Annotated in this window: 19 protein-coding genes and 1 other RNA gene; 19 read left to right on the forward strand and 1 reads right to left on the reverse strand. The window is 40.7% G+C overall.

Features of this window, described 5'->3' with window-relative positions; translation table 11 throughout:
* Nucleotides 1-4: 4 nt before the first annotated feature.
* The 17 genes from AC1DOK_RS14895 to rnpB all read left to right on the forward strand — a co-directional run bounded on the left by AC1DOK_RS14895 (nt 5) and on the right by rnpB (nt 17469).
* Nucleotides 5-988, forward strand: coding sequence for a PhoH family protein (locus tag AC1DOK_RS14895; RefSeq protein ID WP_477555124.1), 984 nt, complete (start codon nt 5-7; stop codon nt 986-988).
* Nucleotides 989-1039: 51 nt separating this feature from the next.
* Entirely contained in the window at nt 1040-3274 is a 2235-nt protein-coding gene (locus AC1DOK_RS14900; RefSeq protein ID WP_477555078.1) for an HD family phosphohydrolase, read from the forward strand.
* The gene (gene ybeY, locus AC1DOK_RS14905) at nt 3267-3785 is read left to right on the forward strand and encodes an rRNA maturation RNase YbeY (protein WP_477555079.1); all 519 of its coding nucleotides are present in this window, start codon (nt 3267-3269) and stop codon (nt 3783-3785) included. The genes AC1DOK_RS14900 and ybeY overlap by 8 nt, the downstream gene beginning before the upstream one ends.
* The gene (locus AC1DOK_RS14910) at nt 3782-4507 is read left to right on the forward strand and encodes a diacylglycerol kinase family protein (RefSeq protein ID WP_477555080.1); all 726 of its coding nucleotides are present in this window, start codon (nt 3782-3784) and stop codon (nt 4505-4507) included. Before ybeY ends, AC1DOK_RS14910 begins: the two co-directional genes overlap by 4 nt.
* A 36-nt stretch (nt 4508-4543) precedes the next feature.
* A complete protein-coding gene (locus AC1DOK_RS14915; RefSeq protein WP_477555081.1) occupies nt 4544-4963 on the forward strand; it encodes a cytidine deaminase in 420 nt (139 codons plus the stop codon).
* Nucleotides 4960-5865 carry a GTPase Era gene (era, locus tag AC1DOK_RS14920; RefSeq protein WP_477555082.1) on the forward strand — a complete coding sequence of 302 codons (906 nt, stop codon included), beginning with the start codon at nt 4960-4962 and terminating at the stop codon, nt 5863-5865. The genes AC1DOK_RS14915 and era overlap by 4 nt, the downstream gene beginning before the upstream one ends.
* Nucleotides 5866-5971: 106 nt before the next feature.
* Entirely contained in the window at nt 5972-6121 is a 150-nt protein-coding gene (locus AC1DOK_RS14925) for a YqzL family protein (protein ID WP_477555083.1), read from the forward strand.
* Between the two features lie 33 nt (nt 6122-6154).
* Nucleotides 6155-6907: a DNA repair protein RecO gene (gene recO / locus AC1DOK_RS14930; protein ID WP_477555084.1), complete on the forward strand. Its 753-nt coding sequence runs from the start codon at nt 6155-6157 to the stop codon at nt 6905-6907.
* 412 nt (nt 6908-7319) lie between these two features.
* On the forward strand, nt 7320-8198 hold the full coding sequence (gene glyQ, locus AC1DOK_RS14935; RefSeq protein WP_477555085.1) for a glycine--tRNA ligase subunit alpha: 879 nt from the start codon (nt 7320-7322) through the stop codon (nt 8196-8198).
* A gap of 1 nt (nt 8199) precedes the next feature.
* Entirely contained in the window at nt 8200-10278 is a 2079-nt protein-coding gene (glyS, locus tag AC1DOK_RS14940) for a glycine--tRNA ligase subunit beta (protein WP_477555086.1), read from the forward strand.
* A gap of 336 nt (nt 10279-10614) precedes the next feature.
* Entirely contained in the window at nt 10615-11082 is a 468-nt protein-coding gene (locus AC1DOK_RS14945; RefSeq protein ID WP_477555087.1) for a YaiI/YqxD family protein, read from the forward strand.
* A gap of 43 nt (nt 11083-11125) precedes the next feature.
* Nucleotides 11126-12955, forward strand: coding sequence for a DNA primase (gene dnaG, locus AC1DOK_RS14950; RefSeq protein ID WP_477555088.1), 1830 nt, complete (start codon nt 11126-11128; stop codon nt 12953-12955).
* 33 nt (nt 12956-12988) lie between these two features.
* The gene (rpoD, locus tag AC1DOK_RS14955; protein WP_477555089.1) at nt 12989-14116 is read left to right on the forward strand and encodes an RNA polymerase sigma factor RpoD; all 1128 of its coding nucleotides are present in this window, start codon (nt 12989-12991) and stop codon (nt 14114-14116) included.
* 160 nt (nt 14117-14276) lie between these two features.
* Nucleotides 14277-15116 (forward strand): hypothetical protein, encoded by an 840-nt coding sequence (locus AC1DOK_RS14960; RefSeq protein WP_477555090.1) that lies wholly within the window; start codon nt 14277-14279, stop codon nt 15114-15116.
* A 3-nt stretch (nt 15117-15119) separates the two neighbouring features.
* Nucleotides 15120-15893, forward strand: coding sequence for a tRNA (adenine(22)-N(1))-methyltransferase (locus AC1DOK_RS14965; RefSeq protein ID WP_477555091.1), 774 nt, complete (start codon nt 15120-15122; stop codon nt 15891-15893).
* Nucleotides 15869-16984 carry a Nif3-like dinuclear metal center hexameric protein gene (locus AC1DOK_RS14970; RefSeq protein WP_477555092.1) on the forward strand — a complete coding sequence of 372 codons (1116 nt, stop codon included), beginning with the start codon at nt 15869-15871 and terminating at the stop codon, nt 16982-16984. Before AC1DOK_RS14965 ends, AC1DOK_RS14970 begins: the two co-directional genes overlap by 25 nt.
* A 62-nt stretch (nt 16985-17046) precedes the next feature.
* An RNA gene (gene rnpB, locus AC1DOK_RS14975) (RNase P RNA component class A) lies at nt 17047-17469 on the forward strand.
* 66 nt (nt 17470-17535) lie between these two features.
* Here rnpB and AC1DOK_RS14980 read toward each other — a convergent pair.
* Nucleotides 17536-19422 (reverse strand): S8 family peptidase, encoded by a 1887-nt coding sequence (locus AC1DOK_RS14980; protein ID WP_477555093.1) that lies wholly within the window; start codon nt 19420-19422, stop codon nt 17536-17538.
* 185 nt (nt 19423-19607) lie between these two features.
* Here AC1DOK_RS14980 and AC1DOK_RS14985 point away from each other — a divergent pair, with 185 nt between their 5' ends.
* Nucleotides 19608-19817, forward strand: coding sequence for a DUF1540 domain-containing protein (locus AC1DOK_RS14985; protein WP_477555094.1), 210 nt, complete (start codon nt 19608-19610; stop codon nt 19815-19817).
* Nucleotides 19818-20009: 192 nt separating this feature from the next.
* On the forward strand, nt 20010-20681 hold the full coding sequence (locus tag AC1DOK_RS14990) for a lytic transglycosylase domain-containing protein (protein WP_477555095.1): 672 nt from the start codon (nt 20010-20012) through the stop codon (nt 20679-20681).
* The last annotated feature ends 102 nt before the right edge of the window (nt 20682-20783 follow it).

Raw genomic sequence — 20783 nt, forward strand, 5'->3', positions numbered from 1 at the left:
ATTGTTGACAGATACCAATAATGGGCATGTAGCAAAAGTGAAATTAAACAACTCAGCAGAAGCGCTTGGACTGTTAGGTGCTCAAGATAAATTTCTGCATATGATCGAGAAACAAACAGATGCACAAATTTTTACGAGAGATGCTGAAATTACGATAAAAGGATCGCTTAAAGAAACAGATTCACTTAAGCAATTGTTTGATGTGTTGCTTGAATTGATACGTGGTAATTACACCCTCACGGAACGCGATATTAGCTATGCATTAGAGTTATCCAAGCAGATGAGAACCGATGAGCTGCTTTCCTTGTTTAAAGGTGAAATCACGACGACGAATAAAGGTAAACCAATTCGGGTTAAAACAATTGGTCAACGTCAATATGTTACACTGATTAATAAAAATGACGTTGTGTTCGGAATTGGTCCTGCCGGAACAGGTAAGACCTATCTCGCAGTCGTACTTGCTGTGGCAAGCCTGAAGGCAAATAAAGTGAAACGAATTGTGCTGACTAGACCAGCTGTGGAAGCGGGTGAGAGCTTAGGGTTTCTTCCGGGAGATTTACAGGAGAAGGTAGATCCCTATTTAAGACCTCTCTACGACGCACTATATGATGTTCTAGGCGTCGATCAGGTAGCTAAGATGCTAGAGCGGGGAATCATTGAAATTGCGCCTCTTGCCTATATGCGTGGTCGTACGCTTGACGATTCCTTTATTATTTTGGATGAAGCGCAGAACACGACACCGGAACAAATGAAAATGTTCTTAACCCGGCTTGGCTTTGGATCCAAAATGGTCATTACGGGCGATATTACCCAAATTGACTTGCCGCGTGGTAAATCTTCTGGTTTAGTGGAAGCCAATCGAATATTACGAGGGATTGAAGAAATCGGATTTATCCATTTTACTGAAGAGGACGTTGTTCGTCACTCTCTCGTACAAAAAATTATAGTTGCCTATAATCACGAAGCAGAGAAACATCACCAGTCTTAATTCGGGCCATTCACTTATAAGGCTTCAAAATCGAGTAAAGGAATGATCACGATGCAGCGAGAATGGAATAAGGTGGACAAGCAGGAAACACGTCTCTTCGGGTGGAGAAGCAGCTTGTGGATGCGATTATTACTTTATGTTCTTATGGGCCTTATTTTCTATATTTCTCTTCTTGGTCCTCTGGTTCCACAGAAATATGATATTCAATTAGGACTACCTGTTGAGAAGACTATTTATGCACCTAAACAAATTGAGAATGATGAAGCGACTGAACTGGCTAAAGAAGAAGCAGCCAAGAAGGTCCCGGATGATTATAAGAATGTGAACTTTCGAACCGATGATGCGATTTATGCGGTATATACCAAAATAAATACGATTAATAGTGATGCAGAAACGAAGTATGAGGATAAAGTCAACTTGTATCGGACTGTCATTACTTCTGTTATCAGCGAGGTTCAGAATCAGACGATTAAGGGTTTCTCAGATAAGCACTTATACAGCGAGGAATTAATTGCTGAGATTAGACAAAAGGTAAGCGATCAGGCTTATAAGATTCCTGAAGAAGTTCTATATAAATTTCCACGCTTAACTGTCGAAGATGTAGCCGAAATGCTGCCAGTAACACGTGAAATTGTATCTAAACTTATGATGGATCAAATAGTTGATGTTCAATCTGTACGAGCTAAAGTCTCGGAGCAAGTTAATATGTCAGTCCTCTCAAAAGCAACTTCTCGTGAGATTGTACAGGAGATTTGCCGAGCGGTAATTACACCGAATAGGTTTCTTGATGAGAAGGGGACGAATGAAGCAAGGGCTAAGGCAAGAGAAAATGTGAAGCCGATTTATATTAATAAAGGCGAAGAGCTCATTAAATCAGGTACGATCATCACGCAGGATAAATATGATATGCTCGAGAAGAATCGCCTTCTGAAGGATAAAGCAAACTATTCTTCACATGTTGGTTTAATGGTCATTGTTCTGCTTTGTTGTACGATGTTATATATGCTAGCAAGGCGTAATAAGCTCTCTATACATTACAACAATTCTCAGTTAATCATGCTACTAGTTATTTTCTCGCTTACTTTACTCATAATGAAAATATTTGCAATCGCTCAGAATGTGCAAGGTCCGAGTATTGCCTTTCTAGCACCGATAGGAGTAGGAGTGATGTTGATCGTCATCTTACTTGATGTCCAATTAGGTTATATTACATCGGTGTTATTTGCTCTGTTTGCATCCATTATTTTTGATATGGAGCATATACAACCATTTGATTTCCGGTATGGCTTTGTGGCACTTGTTGTATGTTTTGCTTCGATTTTCACGATACAGAAAGCAAGCCAGCGTTCAACAATTCTTAAAGCAGGCGTGCTCATATCTTTTTTTGGTATTCTCGCAGTTGGATCGCTTCAGCTGCTTGCTAGTGATGTTACGAGTAAAGATGCCTTATTGTCTATTACATTTGGTGCGGCTGGTGGTATACTGACCTCCATGCTTGTAATCGGACTACTGCCATTTTTTGAAGTTGCCTTTGGTATTTTATCACCACTTAAAATGGTTGAACTATCGAATCCGAATCATAGCTTACTTCGTAAATTGTTAACTGAAACGCCGGGAACTTATCACCATTCCATTATGGTTGGTAATTTATCAGAAGCAGCAGCTGAGGCAATTGGTGCAGATGGTCTTCTATGCCGAGTTGGTTCCTATTACCATGATATAGGCAAAACTAAGCGTCCAAGCTATTTTATCGAGAATCAGACAAATATCGAGAATCCGCATGATCGAATTGAACCTGAACTTAGCAAATCTATCATTATTGCACATCCGCGCGATGGTGTAGAAATGCTAAAGGAACATAAGATACCCAAGCTAATTCGAGATATCGCAGAACAACATCATGGAACTACATTATTAGGTTTCTTCTACCACAAAGCGAAGAAGCTGGCCGAAAGTGATGGACGAGACCCTAGTGAAATAACAGAGGAAGAATTTCGTTACCCGGGTCCCAAGGCGCAATCAAAGGAAGCGGCGATTGTTGGTATTGCTGATAGTGTAGAAGCAGCGGTACGTTCATTACGTAACCCGACTATGGAACAAATTGATTCGATGGTTCACAAAATTATTAAATCACGACTTGATGATGGACAATTTAATGAGTGTGATCTTACACTTAAAGAATTAGATACGATCGCTAAGACGTTAAATGAAACTCTACTCGGTATTTTTCATTCGCGAATCGAGTATCCAAGTGATACGAAATCGGAGGTAAAGGGCAATGTCTAGATTAACATTGGAATGGATTGACGAACAGAATTTACATGAAATCACACCGGATTTTATCGAGAAATTACAATTGCTATTGAAGCTAGCTGGTGAGCAGGAAGAATTCGAGGAAGGTGAAGTGTCACTAACCTTTGTTGATGATCAAAGAATCCATGAATTAAACAAGGAATACCGTGGCTTCGATAAACCGACGGATGTTCTTTCCTTTGCATTACAGGAAACAGGTGAAGACGAGCTTGAAATCATCTATGAAGTAAGTGAAGATGATGAGCTTGAGAATGACGAACTGGATGATAACGAAGTTGAACCACTTGGAGACATTATTATTTCAGTAGAGACAGCAATTGCTCAAGCTGAAGAGTATGGTCATTCCATTGAGCGTGAGCTTGGATTTTTATTCGTCCATGGATTTCTGCATTTGATTGGTTATGATCACGAGAATGAAGCTGCTGAGAAAGTTATGTTCTCGAAGCAAGAAGAAATTCTGAGTAAGGCAGGTCTTGTGCGGTGAAAAAGCGAAATACGTGGCCAGAGAGCTTTGACTGCGCGTATGAGGGAATTGTTCATACCGTAGCAACTGAACGAAACATGCGAATACATGTTTGCATTGCTGCTCTAGTGACGTTATTCGCATTAGTATTCAGGATCTCTCTTTATGAATTTCTCTTGTTGCTGTTTCCGATGTCACTTGTACTTGCTGCTGAATTAATGAACACTGCGGTGGAGAAAACAGTTGATCTTGTCACAGAGGAAATTCACCCGCTTGCAAAGATTGCTAAGGAAGCTGCTGCTGGAGCAGTGCTTGTATGTGCTGGATTTGCGGTTATTATTGGCGGTGCTGTATTTTATGAGCCTGTTATGAATTGGTTATTTTATGGGATCAGGCCATCTGCATTAAGTATTTCTAGTTCAGCTATCCTGAGCAATTATACAATAATTGCTTTGACTATCGTGCTCACTTTCTTAATTGGAATTAGTCTGAATGCACTCTGCATGTCTAACCATTCCAATCTGCGTTTTAATCCAGCTGCTTCACTCGTAATTGCGGCAGCAATGGTATTAACATTATCCTTAAATGACTATAGGATTATCATAATGGCATTTTTCATTGCTATCATTATCTTGATTTGTATAGCTAGCTTGAAGAATGTTCGACCTACGTCGCTTATATCAGGTGCTATACTTGGTGGATTCTTGGCTGTTCTCGTTGTTTTGGGGTTAGGGTGGATATAATGAGAACAGGTTTAACTCTGAAGGGAGCTGGCTGAAATGGAATCAAAAAAACTAATTACATTAGCTAAACAAGTAATGGAGAAAGCATATACACCTTACTCAAATTTTAATGTAGGTGCTGCATTATTAGCAGCTGATGGTCATGTACATCTAGGATGTAATGTAGAGAATGCTGCTTATGGTCCAACTAATTGTGCTGAACGCACAGCGTTGTTTCGGGCAATAGCTGATGGCTATGAGCCGAAATCTTTCCTCGCAATTGCAGTGATTGGAGACACGGATGTTCCAATATCTCCTTGCGGGGTATGTAGACAAGTGCTAATCGAGTTATGTGCACCGGATATGCCAGTATATTTAAGTAATTTAAAAGGCGATGTGGCTGTGACTACTGTCGCTGACTTACTCCCTGGAGCTTTTACAAATATAGATTTAACATCATCAGGAGGAAATTCATGAATTCAAATAAACAATCCTATAAATCAGGCTTTGTAGCAATTATAGGTAGACCGAATGTTGGTAAATCAACGTTGATGAACCAAGTAATTGGACAGAAAATAGCAATTATGTCAGACAAGCCACAAACGACTCGAAATAAGATTCATGGTGTATATACAACGAATGAGGCTCAGATCGTGTTTCTTGATACCCCTGGTATTCACAAGCCGACATCGAAGTTAGGCGATTACATGATGAAGGTATCTAAGAATACCTTTGGTGAAGTGGATGCGATTTTATTCCTTGTTGATGTAGTTGATGGTTTTGGCGGCGGTGATCGTTTCATAATTGAGCAGCTTAAGCAAGTTAAAACACCCGTGATATTGGTGCTCAATAAAATTGATCAAATTCATCCAGAAGCTTTACTTCCAATCATTACGAAATACAAAGATCTATACCCATTTGCCGAAATCATTCCAGTCTCAGCGTTGAATGGGAATAATGTGAATACAATGCTGGAACAAATTATTAAATACTTATCTCCTGGTCCGCAATATTATCCAGCAGACCAAGTGACGGATCATCCTGAGCAATTCGTCTGCGCAGAGCTAATTCGTGAGAAAATTTTACATTTAACAAGAGAAGAAATTCCGCATTCTATAGCAGTTGCAATTGAGGATATGCATGTTCAGCCCAATGGTCTTGTAAATATTTCAGCGGTTATCTATGTTGAACGTGATTCCCAAAAGGGAATTATTATTGGTAAGAATGGTGCTTTATTGAAGCAAGTTGGTGCTCAAGCACGTTCTGACATTGAGGCACTTCTAGGTTCCAAAACATTCCTAGAAATTTGGGTTAAGGTTAAGAAGGACTGGCGTAATCAAGAGCGTGTTCTACGTGATCTTGGTTTTAGGAATGATTAATCACTAGATCTATGTCTGGCAAGTTTTGTATCGCATATCGTTGACCTAAAAGTATCATCCTAAGTTACATGAACATTTAGTCATGTCGATGGAGAGGACGATATACATGCGAAACTTTTCGTGGAATTACTTCTGGACGACAGGCGATCTTGGTGCATATATGCTTTATAAAGAAGTTTCTAAAGATGATCGGAATAATTTTAATAATCAAGACGATGATGGTTTCGATCCAGAGTTCGACGAAGTAGATAATTGAGTTTTAATTATAGTGCATGGGGGAACTAGTCACATGCTACACAGAGTAGAAGGAATCGTACTGCGCAGCATGGATTACGGGGAAGGCAATAAAATCATTACCTTGTATACACGTGAGATGGGCAAAGTTAGTGTGATGGCTCGCGGGGCGAAGAAAGTGAAAAGTCGCCTCGGTGCTGTCACACAGCTTTTTACTTTAGGCGATTTTATTTTTTTTAGATCTGGTCCAGGTCAGATGGGTACGCTTAATAATGGTGAAATGATAAAGCCTTTTCATAAGTTAAGAGAAGACCTATATAAGTCTGCTTATTCAGCGTATCTTGTTGAATTAATAGATCGTATGTCTTCGGATGAAGATGCAAGCGCATACTTATTTGAGCAATTACAAGCAGGACTAGAAGCAATCGAAGAAGGCAAAGATATGGCGATCGTCGCGCATCTACTTGAACATAAGCTGTTGATTTCGGCTGGTTATGCACCCGAACTTGAGAAATGTGTTTCTTGTGATGCAGTTACAGCTCGTATGCTCTTCAGTTCACGAATGGGTGGTATGATTTGCTCGCAATGTGCGTATAAAGATTCCACTGCTATTGTCATTAGTGAGTCAACATGGAAGTTGTTACGATTATTTAAACGACTTGATTTACGTAGATTGGGTTCAATTGATGTGAAACCAAACACTAAGAATGAACTTAAAGAATGTATGCGAGCTTATATGGATACACATGTTGGTATCCGCTTTAAATCTCGTTCTTTTCTAGAACAAATGGAGAAGTATGATATTTAAACGGATTTAAACGTGAGTCTATTTTAAATAGTGATTTATTGACAAGAATACAGCAGTTTGCTATTATTCATGAAAGTAAAGCTTAAACAGATTTAACTTGAATAGCGTGTAGAAGGAAAGAAGTAATCGATAGGCGGAGTCAAGCGAGCCGGTGCTAGTGAAAGTCCGGTCTTACGCAGTCGATGAAAAGGCATTCTGGAGCGCTTCTAAACATAAAGGTGGATCAACTCCGAACGGATGTTGGTCAAATAGGGTGGAACCGCGGGAGCTTATGAATCCCGTCCCTATGTCTGCAGGTCAGGCGTAGAGACGGGATTTTTTGTGTTTGTTTTTACTCATACAGACCGACATCTCCTCAGCTTGCCTTGCGTGTATTCGTTAGTGATTCGAACAGTGGAAAGGGGCATGAAACATGAATTTTCAAAGTATTATTTTGACGTTACAAAAATTCTGGTCAGAGCAACAATGTATTATTGTGCAGCCTTACGATGTAGAGAAAGGAGCGGGGACATTTAACCCGATGACTTTCCTGCGTTCGATTGGACCGGAACCATGGAATGTGGCTTATGTTGAGCCTTCACGTCGACCAACAGATGGCCGCTATGGGGAGAACCCAAATCGCTTGTATCAGCATCACCAATTCCAAGTCATCATGAAGCCGTCACCAGACAATATTCAAGAATTATACCTAGAAAGCTTGAAGCGTCTTGGAATTGACCCGCTTGAACATGATATTCGTTTCGTAGAGGATAACTGGGAATCACCAACACTCGGTGCTTGGGGACTTGGCTGGGAAGTCTGGTTAGATGGAATGGAAGTAACACAGTTTACTTACTTCCAACAAGTCGGCGGGATTGATGCGAGCCCAGTTTCAGTGGAAATCACATATGGACTTGAGCGTCTAGCTTCTTATATTCAGGATAAAGAGAATGTATATGATCTTGAGTGGGTGGATGGTGTTAAATACGGTGATGTATTCTTACAGCCTGAATATGAACATTCCAAATATACGTTTGAGGTTTCGGATGCTAAAATGCTGTTCGGCCTATTTACAACTTATGAAGCTGAAGCCAAAAGAGCTCTAGAAGCTGAACTTGTATTCCCTGCCTATGATTATGTACTTAAATGTTCACACACGTTTAACCTACTTGATGCTCGTGGTGCGATCTCGGTTACTGAGCGTACAGGATACATTATGCGTGTTCGTAATTTAGCGCGAGGCTGTGCAACTGTGTACTTGGAAGCACGAGAACGTCTTGGCTTCCCGCTTCTGAAGAAAGGAGAGGTGTAACATGGCTAAGGATTTATTGCTTGAGATTGGTATGGAAGAAATTCCTGCCAGATTCATACGTGATGCTGTTAATCAGCTAGCAGATAAGATGACTAAATTTCTACAAGATGCAAGAATTGAGTTTGATGAGATTAAGACATATGCTACGCCGCGTCGTTTAGCCGTATTAGTATCAGGTCTATCGGAGAAGGGCTTAGATATTAGTGAGCAAGTAAAAGGACCATCACGCAAAATTGCCCTAGATGATAAGGGTGAATGGAGTAAAGCTGCACTTGGATTTGCTCGTTCTCAAGGAGTTACACCTGAGCAGTTCTTTTTCCAAGAGCTTCAAGGAGTTGAATATATATATGCAGAGAAGAATTTACAAGGGGCTGACACCCAAACTGTATTAAGCGAAGGCTTAGCAGGGCTTGTAACTTCGCTATCCTTCCCTAAGAATATGCGTTGGGGAGCGAAGGATCTGAAATACATTAGACCCATTCGCTGGCTTGTTGCTTTATTAGGTAGTGAAGTGGTGCCATTCGAGATTACAGGGGTACAATCGGGACGTATATCGCGTGGACATCGTTTCTTGGGTAATGATACGAGTATTAGCGAAGCATCGCTATATAGAGAAACACTTCGTGAGCAATTTGTGCTTGTAGATATCGATGAGCGTAAACAACTGATCGTTAGCGGAATTAATACACTTGAACAGTCACAAGGCTGGAGTGTTCCGATGCAAGCAGATTTACTTGAGGAAGTTATCTTCTTGGTTGAATTCCCAACTGTGTTGTACGGAACTTTCAATCCTGAGTTCTTGAACATTCCGCAAGAAGTGCTCATTACTTCTATGCGTGAGCATCAGAGATATTTCCCTGTACTTGATAGTGCAGGTAACTTACAACCATTCTTCGTTACTGTGCGTAACGGTAATAATAAATCACTGGATGTTGTAGCGCGTGGTAATGAGAAAGTTCTTCGTGCACGCCTTTCGGATGCGAAGTTCTTTTATCAAGAAGACCAGAAGCGTGAGATCACTCATTACTTAGAGCGTCTTGAGACAATTGTCTTCCATGAGGAGCTTGGAACCATCGGAGATAAAGTTCGCCGCATCGTGAACATTGCAGGAAGCTTGACAATTGCATTGCAAGCTAATAGCGAAGTGCAGTCAGATGTTGATCGCGCAGCAAATATTTGTAAATTTGATCTTGTGAGTCAGATGGTTTATGAATTCCCAGAGCTTCAAGGAATTATGGGCGAGGATTATGCCCGTATTGCTGGGGAGAAGGAAGCTGTTGCTAAGGCTATTAACGAGCACTACATGCCACGCTTCTCAGGTGACTCATCACCTGCATCACTGGTAGGTACAATCGTATCCATCGCGGATAAGTTAGATACAATCGCAGGCTGTTTTGCTATTGGCATTATACCGACTGGTTCTCAAGACCCATATGCTTTGCGTCGTCAAGCAGCGGGTATTGTCCAAATGATTCTTGATCATAAGTTAAACATAGCTTTACCTCAGTTGTTCGATTTAGCTCACCAAGTGCTGCAATCTGCTGGTTTATTGAAACGAGCTTCTGAAGAAATTAAATCCGACATGATCGAGTTCTTTGGCTTACGGGTCAAAAATGTGCTTACAGAAAAAGGAATTCGCTATGATGTGATCGATGCTATCATGGGTGCTGGCTATGATGATATTTGTGCAGTTGTTAGCAAATCAGATGCTCTGATGAATGCAATTGCTCAGCCTGATTTCAAAACTACAGTTGAGTCCTTTAACCGAGTGAACAATTTGGCTTCTAAAGCGGATAGTAACGAACAAGTAAATCCTGCTTTATTCACAGAATCCGTTGAACAAACCTTATTTGATCACTGGCAATTGAATCGTACACTCTACAATTCTCAGCTGGATGAAGGTGCTATGGAGCAAGCTTTAACTACATTAACTGGATTTAGAGAAGCAATCACAGCTTTCTTCGATGGCGTAATGGTTATGGTTGATGATGAAGCAGTTCGTCGTAATCGTTTGGCTTTATTAAATGGTATATCTACGGATTGCAAACGATTCGCAGATTTTCACAAGCTTGTCTGGTAATAGGTAAACTCCAAAACTCCAGTTAGTGTTTACTAATATACGGCGGAGCCGTTAAGAATGCCGAGTAAGTATAAGATCTTAAGCGATCTTATACTTTCTGGTAATCTCTACGGCGAGGCCGTTTCTTAGTGCCTATAATCATTTTGTTTATTTAATATTCTTGTTTATGATTATTTAAAACTGTTGTACTATGTGCGATTGTATCCAGTTGTAATAGCCGAAATTTGGATGCAACTTATTTACTATAAACTGCGTATTAAGAGCAGCAGGATTTTTTGGACAACTATCGTATATAATAGATACGGTAAATTGTAGAGTACTGGAGTCTAATAGATCATGGAATCATTTCATATCATTGTTGATGCGGACTCCTGTCCTGTCAAAAAAGAAATTATCGATGCTGGACAAGCTTCTCATGTACCTGTGATATTAGTTGCTTCATACGACCATCGTCTAACTGAGAGCGGAGATCTTATTACAGTTGTTCAAGTTGATCCTTCTGATCAATCAGCTGATTTGCATATTGCCAATCGGATTCGTACTGGCGATGTGTTAATTACAGGTGATTATGGCTTAGCTGCACTTGGACTTGCTAAGGGTGCACATGTCATGTCACCAAGAGGATTAATTTTTACGAATGATAATATGGATGAATTATTGGAACGAAGGCACTCACACGCCAAAATGAGGCGAAATGGGAAATACACCAAAGGACCGAAGCCAATTACGAGTCAAGAAAAGCAAGATTTTCTACAAAGTATGACAAAACTTTTGAATCATTTGCAGGAGAATAGAATCTTGTAGCGAATTATATTTACGTGCCACCAGAAATGAAGGTGATTTCAGTATGGGAAACGGACGAATTCCTGACAAGGTCATTGAGGAAATTTTAAGTCGTAATGACATTGCAGACATTGTCGGTAAATACGTAAGTTTATCCAAACAAGGGCATTATTTTAAGGGACTCTGTCCTTTTCACTCTGAGAAGACACCTTCCTTTACAGTCACACCAGAAAAACAAATTTACCATTGCTTCGGTTGCGGAGCAGGTGGGAATGCCATACAATTCGTTATGGAAATGGAAGGATATTCTTTTGCCGAAGCAGTAAGGCGACTTGCGGTCGATGCTAACATTGAAATCACATGGGATAGTACCACACCAGCTCAGACACAAACTGGGCTTGATCGCACAGCTTTAATGAAAGCACACGAATTAACCGCAAAGCTCTATCAATATATTTTAAGGAATACAGATCAAGGTAAAGAAGCTTTACAATATGTGAGGTCCCGCGGCCTATCTGACAAAATGATTGATACCTTCGGTATAGGTTATGCACCTGCTAATTGGGATACGCTAACACAACTTCTTGAAAAGCGTGGATTTTCTTTACCGTTGATGGAAAGAGGCGGATTAATATCGGCTAAATCGGAAGGGGGCTTCGTAGATCGGTTCCGTAATCGGATTATGTTTCCGATTTGCGATACTTCAGGTGGTATTATCGCTTTTGCAGGTAGAGCGCTTGGCGATGTACAACCAAAATACTTGAACTCTCCGGAGACGATGCTATTTAATAAAAGCCGTTCTCTTTTTCATTTACATGCTGCACGACCTCAAATTCGCAAAGATCAAACACTTATACTCTTTGAAGGATTTATGGATGTGATCAAAGCATGGAGTGCTGGTGTTCATAACGGTGTAGCTACAATGGGTACGGCGTTTACTCCCGAGCATGCAGAGATTGTCCGTAAATTAGCAGAGAGAGTTGTTATTTGTTATGATGGCGATTCTGCGGGACAAGCTGCTGCTAATAAGAGTATTTCGCTACTGGAGAAAGTGAATTGCAACGTATCAATTGCAATACTTCCAGATGGCAAAGATCCAGATGAATATATCGATTTATATGGAGAAGAACGGTTTATTCGTGAAATTATCCGTGGTGCTGTTCCATCAATGCGCTTTAGACTTCTGTACAGCCGCAAAAATTTTAATCTGAATGAAGAAGGGGACCGACTTCGATATCTGCAAGCTGCAGTTGAAATAATCGCTGAGTTGTCTTCACCACTTGAACGTGACCATTATCTTAAAGATTTAGCAATGGAATTTGATGAATCTTATGAAGTTCTCAAGCATAGTCTTCATGAAACTAGGCTTTTGCAGCAAAAAAAGATGAAGGTCGGGGATAAGAAACAAAAACGGTGGAATAATGTTATGAATAATGGGAGAACGGATGTTGGTATAGTTCAATACCAAGCCTATCACCGTGCCGAACGATTGCTTCTTTCGGTTATGATGAATGACCGTGAAGTATGCCGCTACGTGCAAGAGCATTTAGGTGACGGTTTTAACGTAGAAGCTCACGCAGTCTTAGCTGCTTATTTATACAGTTACTACACAGAACATGATGAACTCAGTCATAGCGCATTCCTAGCGACCCTCAGAGATGAAGCATTAGAGAAACTCGCTTCTTCAATCGCTATCATCGAAGATGGTCATGTTGTTAGTTTCGAAATTATTGATCATTACATTCGAGAGATTATTAATTATGCCTTGCAGCAAGAAATCAACAGTAAGAAGGAAGAAATTATTCGTGCAGAGCGAGAAGGCGATTCGCTTCGTGCAGTACAAATAGCTTTAGAAAAGATATCCCTAGAAAACAAGCTGGCAGAGCGTAAATAGAATTGCTAATTCTAGGTAGGAGGGAGATGCATTATGGCCAACGATCAGCGTACTGAACTAGAGACAGAGCTCACATTAGAGCAAGCTAAAGAACAGCTCATTGAACTTGGTAAAAAACGCCATTCACTGACATATAAAGATATAATGGAAAAATTAGCTCCATTTGAACAAGATCAGGATCAAATTGATGAGTTTTATGAGCAATTATCTGAGCTTGGCATCGATGTAAGCGGTGAATCCGATGATGAGGAAGATATGCCTAATAGACGCGGAGTAGAGCAGGAGCAAGATGAGTTTAGTTTTACGGATGACTTGTCTCTACCACCCGGTATTAAAATTAACGATCCAGTCCGTATGTATCTTAAAGAAATCGGACGTGTTCCTCTATTGTCTGCGGAAGATGAGATAGGCTTAGCTAAACGGATTGAGCAAGGTGATGAAGAAGCAAAGCGTCGCTTAGCGGAGGCTAACCTTCGACTTGTTGTATCCATTGCTAAACGTTATGTTGGACGTGGCATGTTATTCCTTGATTTAATTCAAGAAGGTAATATGGGCTTAATTAAAGCAGTTGAGAAGTTTGATTATGACAAAGGCTTTAAGTTTTCTACCTATGCGACATGGTGGATTAGACAAGCGATTACACGTGCGATTGCTGACCAAGCAAGAACTATTCGTATTCCAGTGCATATGGTTGAGACGATCAATAAGTTGATTCGTGTGTCTAGACAGTTATTGCAAGAATTAGGTCGTGAACCAACTCCTGAGGAAATTGCTAAGGAAATGGATCTAAGCACAGACAAAGTTCGCGAGATTATGAAAATAGCTCAAGAACCAGTCTCCTTAGAGACGCCAATTGGTGAAGAGGATGATTCCCATCTTGGTGACTTTATTGAAGATCAAGAAGCTCTTGCACCTGCAGATGCTGCTGCTTATGAATTACTTAAAGAACAACTGGAAGATGTCCTAGATACGCTTACTGAACGGGAAGAAAATGTACTTCGTTTGAGATTTGGTCTTGATGATGGACGTACACGGACGCTCGAAGAAGTCGGTAAAGTATTCGGAGTTACGCGCGAACGGATTCGCCAAATTGAAGCCAAAGCATTGCGTAAACTACGTCATCCAAGTCGTTCGAAGCGATTGAAGGATTTCCTTGAATAACAACAAATAGATAAGCTAATTAAAGTGGGCTGTCACTCAAGTAGATCATCTGCTTGCAGGGCAGTCCATTTTTGTGAGTGGAGAAACGAACGAGTTCTTCATGATTTAGCCTAATATAACCGCTTTCAACAACCGATAATGGTTATGGGAAGGTGAATTTATGGATGAAGGAAAAAGAAGGATAATCGTTGCAGAAATAAAGCAATGGCGACAATCCAAGCTGCTGCCTGAGCAGTACTGTGATTTTTTGATGAATCTATACCGTAGTGAACAGGAGGAGAATCGAGTAGAAGACAAAAAACTCAAATCGATTCTACCCACTAAACCAAGTAATTGGAAAAATTGGATATTCATTATATTAGGTATTGGTCTATTAGCGCTTGTTATCCTAAGCTTTACACTTTTAAACTTTAATCTTATGGCTCAGGTTGCTGTTTCTCTTATGTTTATTGTATTCTGTTATGTAGTTGGTTTTATGCTCAGAGATCGAATGCCACTCCTAACATATGCGTTTTGTGGAATTGGGTCACTTGCTTTGCTTGTATTTGGCATATTGGTCATACAAGGAATTGAGAATACGGAACCATTCTATTACATAAGTTACATTGCAGTAAGTGCTGTCACATGGCTTATTATCGGTATTTTTGGCCGGATGAGAGTATTGCAGGTATGTGGTTTAATAGCACTGTTATTTACTTACGGTTGGCTACTGAATAATCAGCTAGTTGAGATGGACTGGAGTGATCTACAGTTAAGTTATGTACCAATTGCCTTACTGTTAATTTGGATTGGATGGTTTATTCATCATAGGAGCAAAGAAATTGCGAGCACATTACTCCTTGTAGGAGTAATGGCATGGATCGTTCCCGAATTATATGGAATGTTCATACAGGTGGAGCCTGAATTATTAGTTATGCAGGCATCTCTGATTGGTAAGTTATTCATTTGTGGTTTACTAATGTTCGTGTTACGAAAAAAATGGATGAAATGGGTCGTATAACATATGATAAAAATATCGAAGCGTTTAGAAATGATTGCTGATCAAGTACCGCAAGGTGCTCGAATAGCAGATATCGGATCAGATCATGCATTGCTGCCAACCTTTCTGATGCAGCGAGGTTTGATTTCTTTTGCTGTTGCAGGAGAAGTTAATCAAGGGCCGCTTGAAGCAGCACAGAAGCAAGTGAGTGACGCACAGATGGATTCCTCGATATCAGTTCGTCTTGGTGATGGACTTGAAGTAATTGAAGCTGGTGAAGTAGATGCAATTACGATAGCAGGAATGGGTGGTAGCCTGATTGCCTCTATTCTTGAGCAAGGAAAGCATAAGTTACTTGGAATTAAGAAGCTTATATTACAACCGAATGTTGGCGAGGAAATGGTACGTCGCTGGCTTATGGACAATGATTGGTTCTTGTCGAGTGAAACGATCCTTGAAGAGGATGACAAGATTTATGAAATTCTTACTGCTGTTCCTGCAGAAACTGTACATAAACAACAACGGATAGAGTTGTACGCTCCTCGTAACTATGACAGCGAACCTCTCGTACTAATCGATAAAGAAATGCTATTACGCATGGGACCTTATTTGATTAATTTTGCTGCTTCACCGATATGGTTTGCTAAATGGGAAGCGGAATTAGTCCAAATGGAGCGTATCAGACAAAATCTTGCGAATTCTGATTTGCCAGCATCGAGGCAGAAGGAACAAGAGCTGACGCACGAAATGAAACGCATTCAGGAGGTGCTCATATGTATGCAAAAGGTGCAACCATAACCGCGTTATTCGAGGAGCTTGCTCCCAAAGCTTATGCAATGCCGGATGATAAGATTGGTCTGCAGCTTGGGTCATTAAGCAAAGAAGTTCGCAAAGTAATGGTTGCTCTCGATGTGACGAATGAAGTCGTTGAAGAGGCAATAGCTGAAGGTGCTGAATTAATCATCGCCCATCATGCCATTATTTTTAGACCGCTGACCCATTTGCAAACAGATACTCCTGCAGGTAAACTGTATGAGAAATTGATTAAGCATGATATCGCGGTTTACATTGCTCATACGAATTTAGATGTAGCAACTGGAGGCATTAATGATATTTTAGCTGAGAAGCTTGGTTTGACTGATCTTACTCATTTAGAGGAAGTTCATACAGAGAAGCTGAATAAGCTTGTTGTATTCGTACCTAAAACACATCATGAAGCGGTGCAGCAGGCAGTTTTTAAAGCTGGTGCAGGGTGGATTGGACAGTATAGTCATTGCTCTTTCAATATAGAAGGCACAGGGACATTTATGCCAAGGGAAGGTGCCGAGCCCTTTCTAGGTGAGGTAGGGAAGTTCGAGCATGCAGATGAAGTGCGCTTGGAAACGATTGTAGCTGAGAATGCAGCGCGCCGGGTCGTGCAAGCTATGCTTAAGGCGCATCCTTACGAAGAGGTAGCCTACGATCTCTATCCCCTTGATCTGAAGGGGAGAACGTTCGGGCTTGGACGGGTTGGCAAGCTTCCCGCCCAAATGACACTCGCAGAGCTTGTAGATGAAGCGAAGCGTGCATTTGATGTGCCGACAGTCCGTGTTGTCGGCAACTTAGATCGTACTATCCGCAAGGTTGCGGTGCTAGGTGGTTCGGGCGGGAGCTACTGGAAACGCGCACAATTCACTGGAGCCGATGTACTTGTCACCGGCGACGTTGACTATCATGCAGCGCATGATGCGCTCGCCGCTGGAATGACGATAATCGACGTGGGTCATAATGTTGAGAAGGTCATGAAAGTAGCAGTTGCTGACTATATGCGTAAACGGTTTGCTGAGAAGAAATATGATACAAGTGTCATATATTCCCAAGTTAATACAGAGCCATTTACGTTTATCTAATTTCCAAAGATTCATAGTTGAATCATTTAGGAATACCGAGTATACTTAGCAATGCAACACGGAAAGATTGACAGACAATCGCTGGCAGTAGGAAGCTACTGCGAGAGGAAAGTCCGGGCTCCACAGGGCAGGGTGCTGGATAACGTCCAGTCAACGCGAGTTGAAGGATAGTGCCACAGAAATGGACCGCCGATGGTGCTGTAAAGCACACAGGCAAGGGTGGAACCGTGGTGTAAGAGACCACGAGGAATATAGGTGACTATGTTCCTGGTAAACCCCACTTGGAGCAAGACCTAAGAGGGATGCAGTTTATGACTATGTTTCATAGGAAATAAACAGCCTTAGCCCGAGGTGCATCCGGGTTGGTCGCTTGAGCTGTGCAGCAATGTATGGCCTAGATAGATGATTGTCACTTCAATGGTGGGAGGGTTGTTCGCCCGTTTACCACTGGAAGTACAGAACCCGGCTTACGGCAATCTTTCCGTCAGAACGTTAAAAACCGTCCACTATGGACGGTTTTTTTGCGATTTTCTCTAGATTTATTTCGAATTTCATTTCGAATATTGAATTGCTGCCTCTACTGCCTTAGGTACATTAATCAGTCCGTAACCAAAATCAAGATCAGTACCCGGTTCACCTATATCTTGAGCTGTTTTACGCATAATATCCATCACCTCTGTATTACGTAGATTGGGATTCGTTGCGCGAATTAATGCAGCAAGAGCTGAGACATGAGGCGATGCCATAGATGTACCTGAAAGGGATACATATTGATGCTTGAGATAGGTTGACGGAATATTTACACCTGGAGCAGCAACATCAATATATTCGCCATAATTAGAAAAGGATGCTCGTTGGTTCGATGAATCTGAAGCGGAAACGGCAAATACTTCTGGATAATAAGCTGGATATGAAGGACGATTCGTATTATCATTGCCACTTGCCGCAATGAGTACAACATCGTGGTCATAAGCATAACGAATGGCGTCATGCAGAAAATTAGAGGTAGCGTAATTCCCAAGGCTCATATTAATTACCTTAGCGCCATGATCTGTCGCCCAAATAATACCTAGTGCAACTGCATAAGTACTGCCAGCGCCAGTTTCATCAAGAACCTTGACAGGTAGTACACGGCTTGTCGGGGTCATTCCTGCAATTCCTAAGTGATTGTTAACAATTGCCGATATTACCCCTGCAACATGTGTTCCATGTCCTACATCATCCTCAGGATCTGCCTCCGGTTTAATTACATTATAACCCTTCACTAAATGTTCTTTCATATCCGGATGAGTTAAGTCGACTCCAGTGTCGACTACAGCGACTAATACATCTTTGGCATTTGGGCTAAGAGCCCAGCTTTGTTCAGTTCCGATCTGTCGAAGATTCCATTGGTAACGTGAATATAAATTGTCATTGGGTGTAAAAGTTTGTTGTGTTTGTGAAGTGTTATTTTTTCTTAATATGGGTTTAATAAAAGCTTCACGACTATTGGTCATGTAGAGATAATGGGGTTCTGCATATTCTACATTCCATTTGCGAAAATAATGAATTAATGCTTGGGCATCCATTGTATTCGATCTAAATACAATGGTTTTGTCAAATTTCTGTAAGACGGCTCCATTTATTTGAGATAAAATTTGACCCAAGTCAGTAGTGCTAGGGGGCTTGCGGAATTTTACAACCACTTGATTTCGTTCATAATGATTTGATTCTTGATTGTCTTGATTGGCTTGATTGGCTTGATTATTTTGATTGTTTTGAGTTGATTTGGCTTTTAGGGTACCAGGCTCAACTGTCTTGATATTTGGTTTATTCTCACTATGAAATGGCTTTAATCGCATATTTGTGATTTGATGATCTTTGACATTTTGAAGAACATCCTGATTGACGATGCCTGCCATATAATGCTTTCCATCGGCTGATCGCTGTCCAAAGACAAAGTATGATCTATTATCAACCTGGAAGCGAGGAGAAGTATAAGATTTGCTCGATTTAATAGCTTTATTTGCTTCCTCTAAATATTCACCAGCCATTGTTAGAACTTGTGGTGAAACTTCACCATAATGATGTTTTGGAGTAGGATTACCTTGCTGAGGTATCCCCCCATATTGTAGATAAATAAAATTATGCTGCTTAGCGAGCCAAGCAGATACTTTGGCAAGAAGAGAAGCTTCAGACGGTGTCTGATCTGTTTGCATAAGCTTTAGCTGCTCTGCAGCAGCATTTAAGTTATGTGAACGACTTAATTCCTCTGTAATTCGGACATCTTCATCGATTAGAGCTTGTTTGGCTGTGATTTCAGGATGTGTATCTGAAATAGGTTGTGGCTCTTTTTCCGCAAACTGTTGAGGAGTATTTGGATTCTTTGTATTATGTGTGGGATAAAGAACGAGTCCCATTAACACTACCAGAACAATGCCATATATTATTTTTCCCATCGTCATACCCCTTATCTAATTTTTGCACACAAATCGTAATTGATTTACGTTCTTCGTATTCTTAGTTTTAGAAGTCAGAACCTTAATTATGCAAATCAGAATGTGTTAGTAATAAATGGTGTTCATCATAAAGTCGGTATACATAATTATCAAAGCGGGAAAGTTTACAGAGGGGTGATCAATTGATGAAACCATTTGTGAAATGCTCCGTGTCGAACTGTTCCTTCTGGGGACAGAACAATCTATGTAACGCTGATTCGATCATAATTGATATTGATCAGCATGCGAGCAAACATTATGATTCTGAATTTGCAGATGAATTTGAAGGACATCAAGATGTTGCGAAAACTTCCTCAAGCACATGTTGTCACACGTTTAAGCCGAAAGAAAGCTAGTTGAGTAGTTTTATATCACTAATACGCATTGTCAGGCTGCAGCGATATTCGCTTGCAGCCTGCTTTGTTAGTTTAAGTTTTCCTCAGATCTTAACTATTCATCGACTTTATTAAACATTTTTCGCTCAAATTCATATTTATGTAGTATAATGTTTAGTAATGTTTAGTATCTTTGGGGTAAAGGTGACGCTTATGAACGCAATTGATCCGAGAGTAATGAAACAGCTATTACAGCTTCAACTTCTTGACCAATCATCGCTCTTGTCATCCGGACAACGAGTGAGTTATGATTCTACGAATGAGAGTTTTAATGATGTGCTCGCAATGCTTATACAACCAGGCTCTAGTGTATCTGAGCAATCGGAAGAAGTTAGTTCAGACAATAATACTCTAAGATCTTTAAGACCACTTGGGAGTTCATACTCACCGCATCAATTAACAGCTGAGGCATCTTCATATGATGATTTAATTAATGAAGCAAGCAGCAAATATGGGATAGATTCGTCGCTCATAAGGGCTGTTATTAAACAGGAATCTGCATTTAATCCGAATGCTACCTCACATGCTGGGGCTAAAGGGCTAATGCAGCTAATGGATGCAACTGGTCAAGGTTTAGGGGTAGTTAATCCGTATGATCCTGCACAGAATATTGAGGGTGGAACGAAGTATTTGTCTGGTCTGATGAGCAAATATGATGGACATGTCGGCGTTGCACTTGCTGCATACAATGCAGGTCCAGGTCGTGTTGATCGTCTAGGTATTCGCACGGAAAGTGATCTTAACAATAAGCTACATACACTTCCGACTGAAACTCAAAATTATGTACGTAAGGTATTGCAACATAAGCAAGCCTATATCGGTTGATGAGAATAGAACGTATCGTAAAGAAAAGCTGAGCCCTGTGTATCAGGGCGCGGCTATTTTTTGTTTTAGCATCATATTATAAAGGGAAGGGGACAAGGACAC

It is taken from the genome of Paenibacillus sp. P5_B5, from assembly GCF_056400365.1.

What these genes read in the sequence shown, in the direction of transcription:
- recO (WP_477555084.1), top strand. Translation starts at nt 6,155, where the DNA reads ATGCTACACAGAGTAGAAGGAATCGTACTGCGCAGCATGGATTACGGG.
- ybeY (WP_477555079.1), top strand. Translation starts at nt 3,267, where the DNA reads ATGTCTAGATTAACATTGGAATGGATTGACGAACAGAATTTACATGAA.
- dnaG (WP_477555088.1), top strand. Translation starts at nt 11,126, where the DNA reads ATGGGAAACGGACGAATTCCTGACAAGGTCATTGAGGAAATTTTAAGT.
- era (WP_477555082.1), top strand. Translation starts at nt 4,960, where the DNA reads ATGAATTCAAATAAACAATCCTATAAATCAGGCTTTGTAGCAATTATA.
- AC1DOK_RS14900 (WP_477555078.1), top strand. Translation starts at nt 1,040, where the DNA reads ATGCAGCGAGAATGGAATAAGGTGGACAAGCAGGAAACACGTCTCTTC.
- AC1DOK_RS14925 (WP_477555083.1), top strand. Translation starts at nt 5,972, where the DNA reads ATGCGAAACTTTTCGTGGAATTACTTCTGGACGACAGGCGATCTTGGT.
- AC1DOK_RS14965 (WP_477555091.1), top strand. Translation starts at nt 15,120, where the DNA reads ATGATAAAAATATCGAAGCGTTTAGAAATGATTGCTGATCAAGTACCG.
- rpoD (WP_477555089.1), top strand. Translation starts at nt 12,989, where the DNA reads ATGGCCAACGATCAGCGTACTGAACTAGAGACAGAGCTCACATTAGAG.
- AC1DOK_RS14985 (WP_477555094.1), top strand. Translation starts at nt 19,608, where the DNA reads ATGAAACCATTTGTGAAATGCTCCGTGTCGAACTGTTCCTTCTGGGGA.
- AC1DOK_RS14960 (WP_477555090.1), top strand. Translation starts at nt 14,277, where the DNA reads ATGGATGAAGGAAAAAGAAGGATAATCGTTGCAGAAATAAAGCAATGG.
- AC1DOK_RS14980 (WP_477555093.1), bottom strand. Translation starts at nt 19,422, where the DNA reads ATGGGAAAAATAATATATGGCATTGTTCTGGTAGTGTTAATGGGACTC.
- AC1DOK_RS14990 (WP_477555095.1), top strand. Translation starts at nt 20,010, where the DNA reads ATGAACGCAATTGATCCGAGAGTAATGAAACAGCTATTACAGCTTCAA.
- AC1DOK_RS14915 (WP_477555081.1), top strand. Translation starts at nt 4,544, where the DNA reads ATGGAATCAAAAAAACTAATTACATTAGCTAAACAAGTAATGGAGAAA.
- glyQ (WP_477555085.1), top strand. Translation starts at nt 7,320, where the DNA reads ATGAATTTTCAAAGTATTATTTTGACGTTACAAAAATTCTGGTCAGAG.
- AC1DOK_RS14945 (WP_477555087.1), top strand. Translation starts at nt 10,615, where the DNA reads ATGGAATCATTTCATATCATTGTTGATGCGGACTCCTGTCCTGTCAAA.
- AC1DOK_RS14970 (WP_477555092.1), top strand. Translation starts at nt 15,869, where the DNA reads ATGTATGCAAAAGGTGCAACCATAACCGCGTTATTCGAGGAGCTTGCT.
- glyS (WP_477555086.1), top strand. Translation starts at nt 8,200, where the DNA reads ATGGCTAAGGATTTATTGCTTGAGATTGGTATGGAAGAAATTCCTGCC.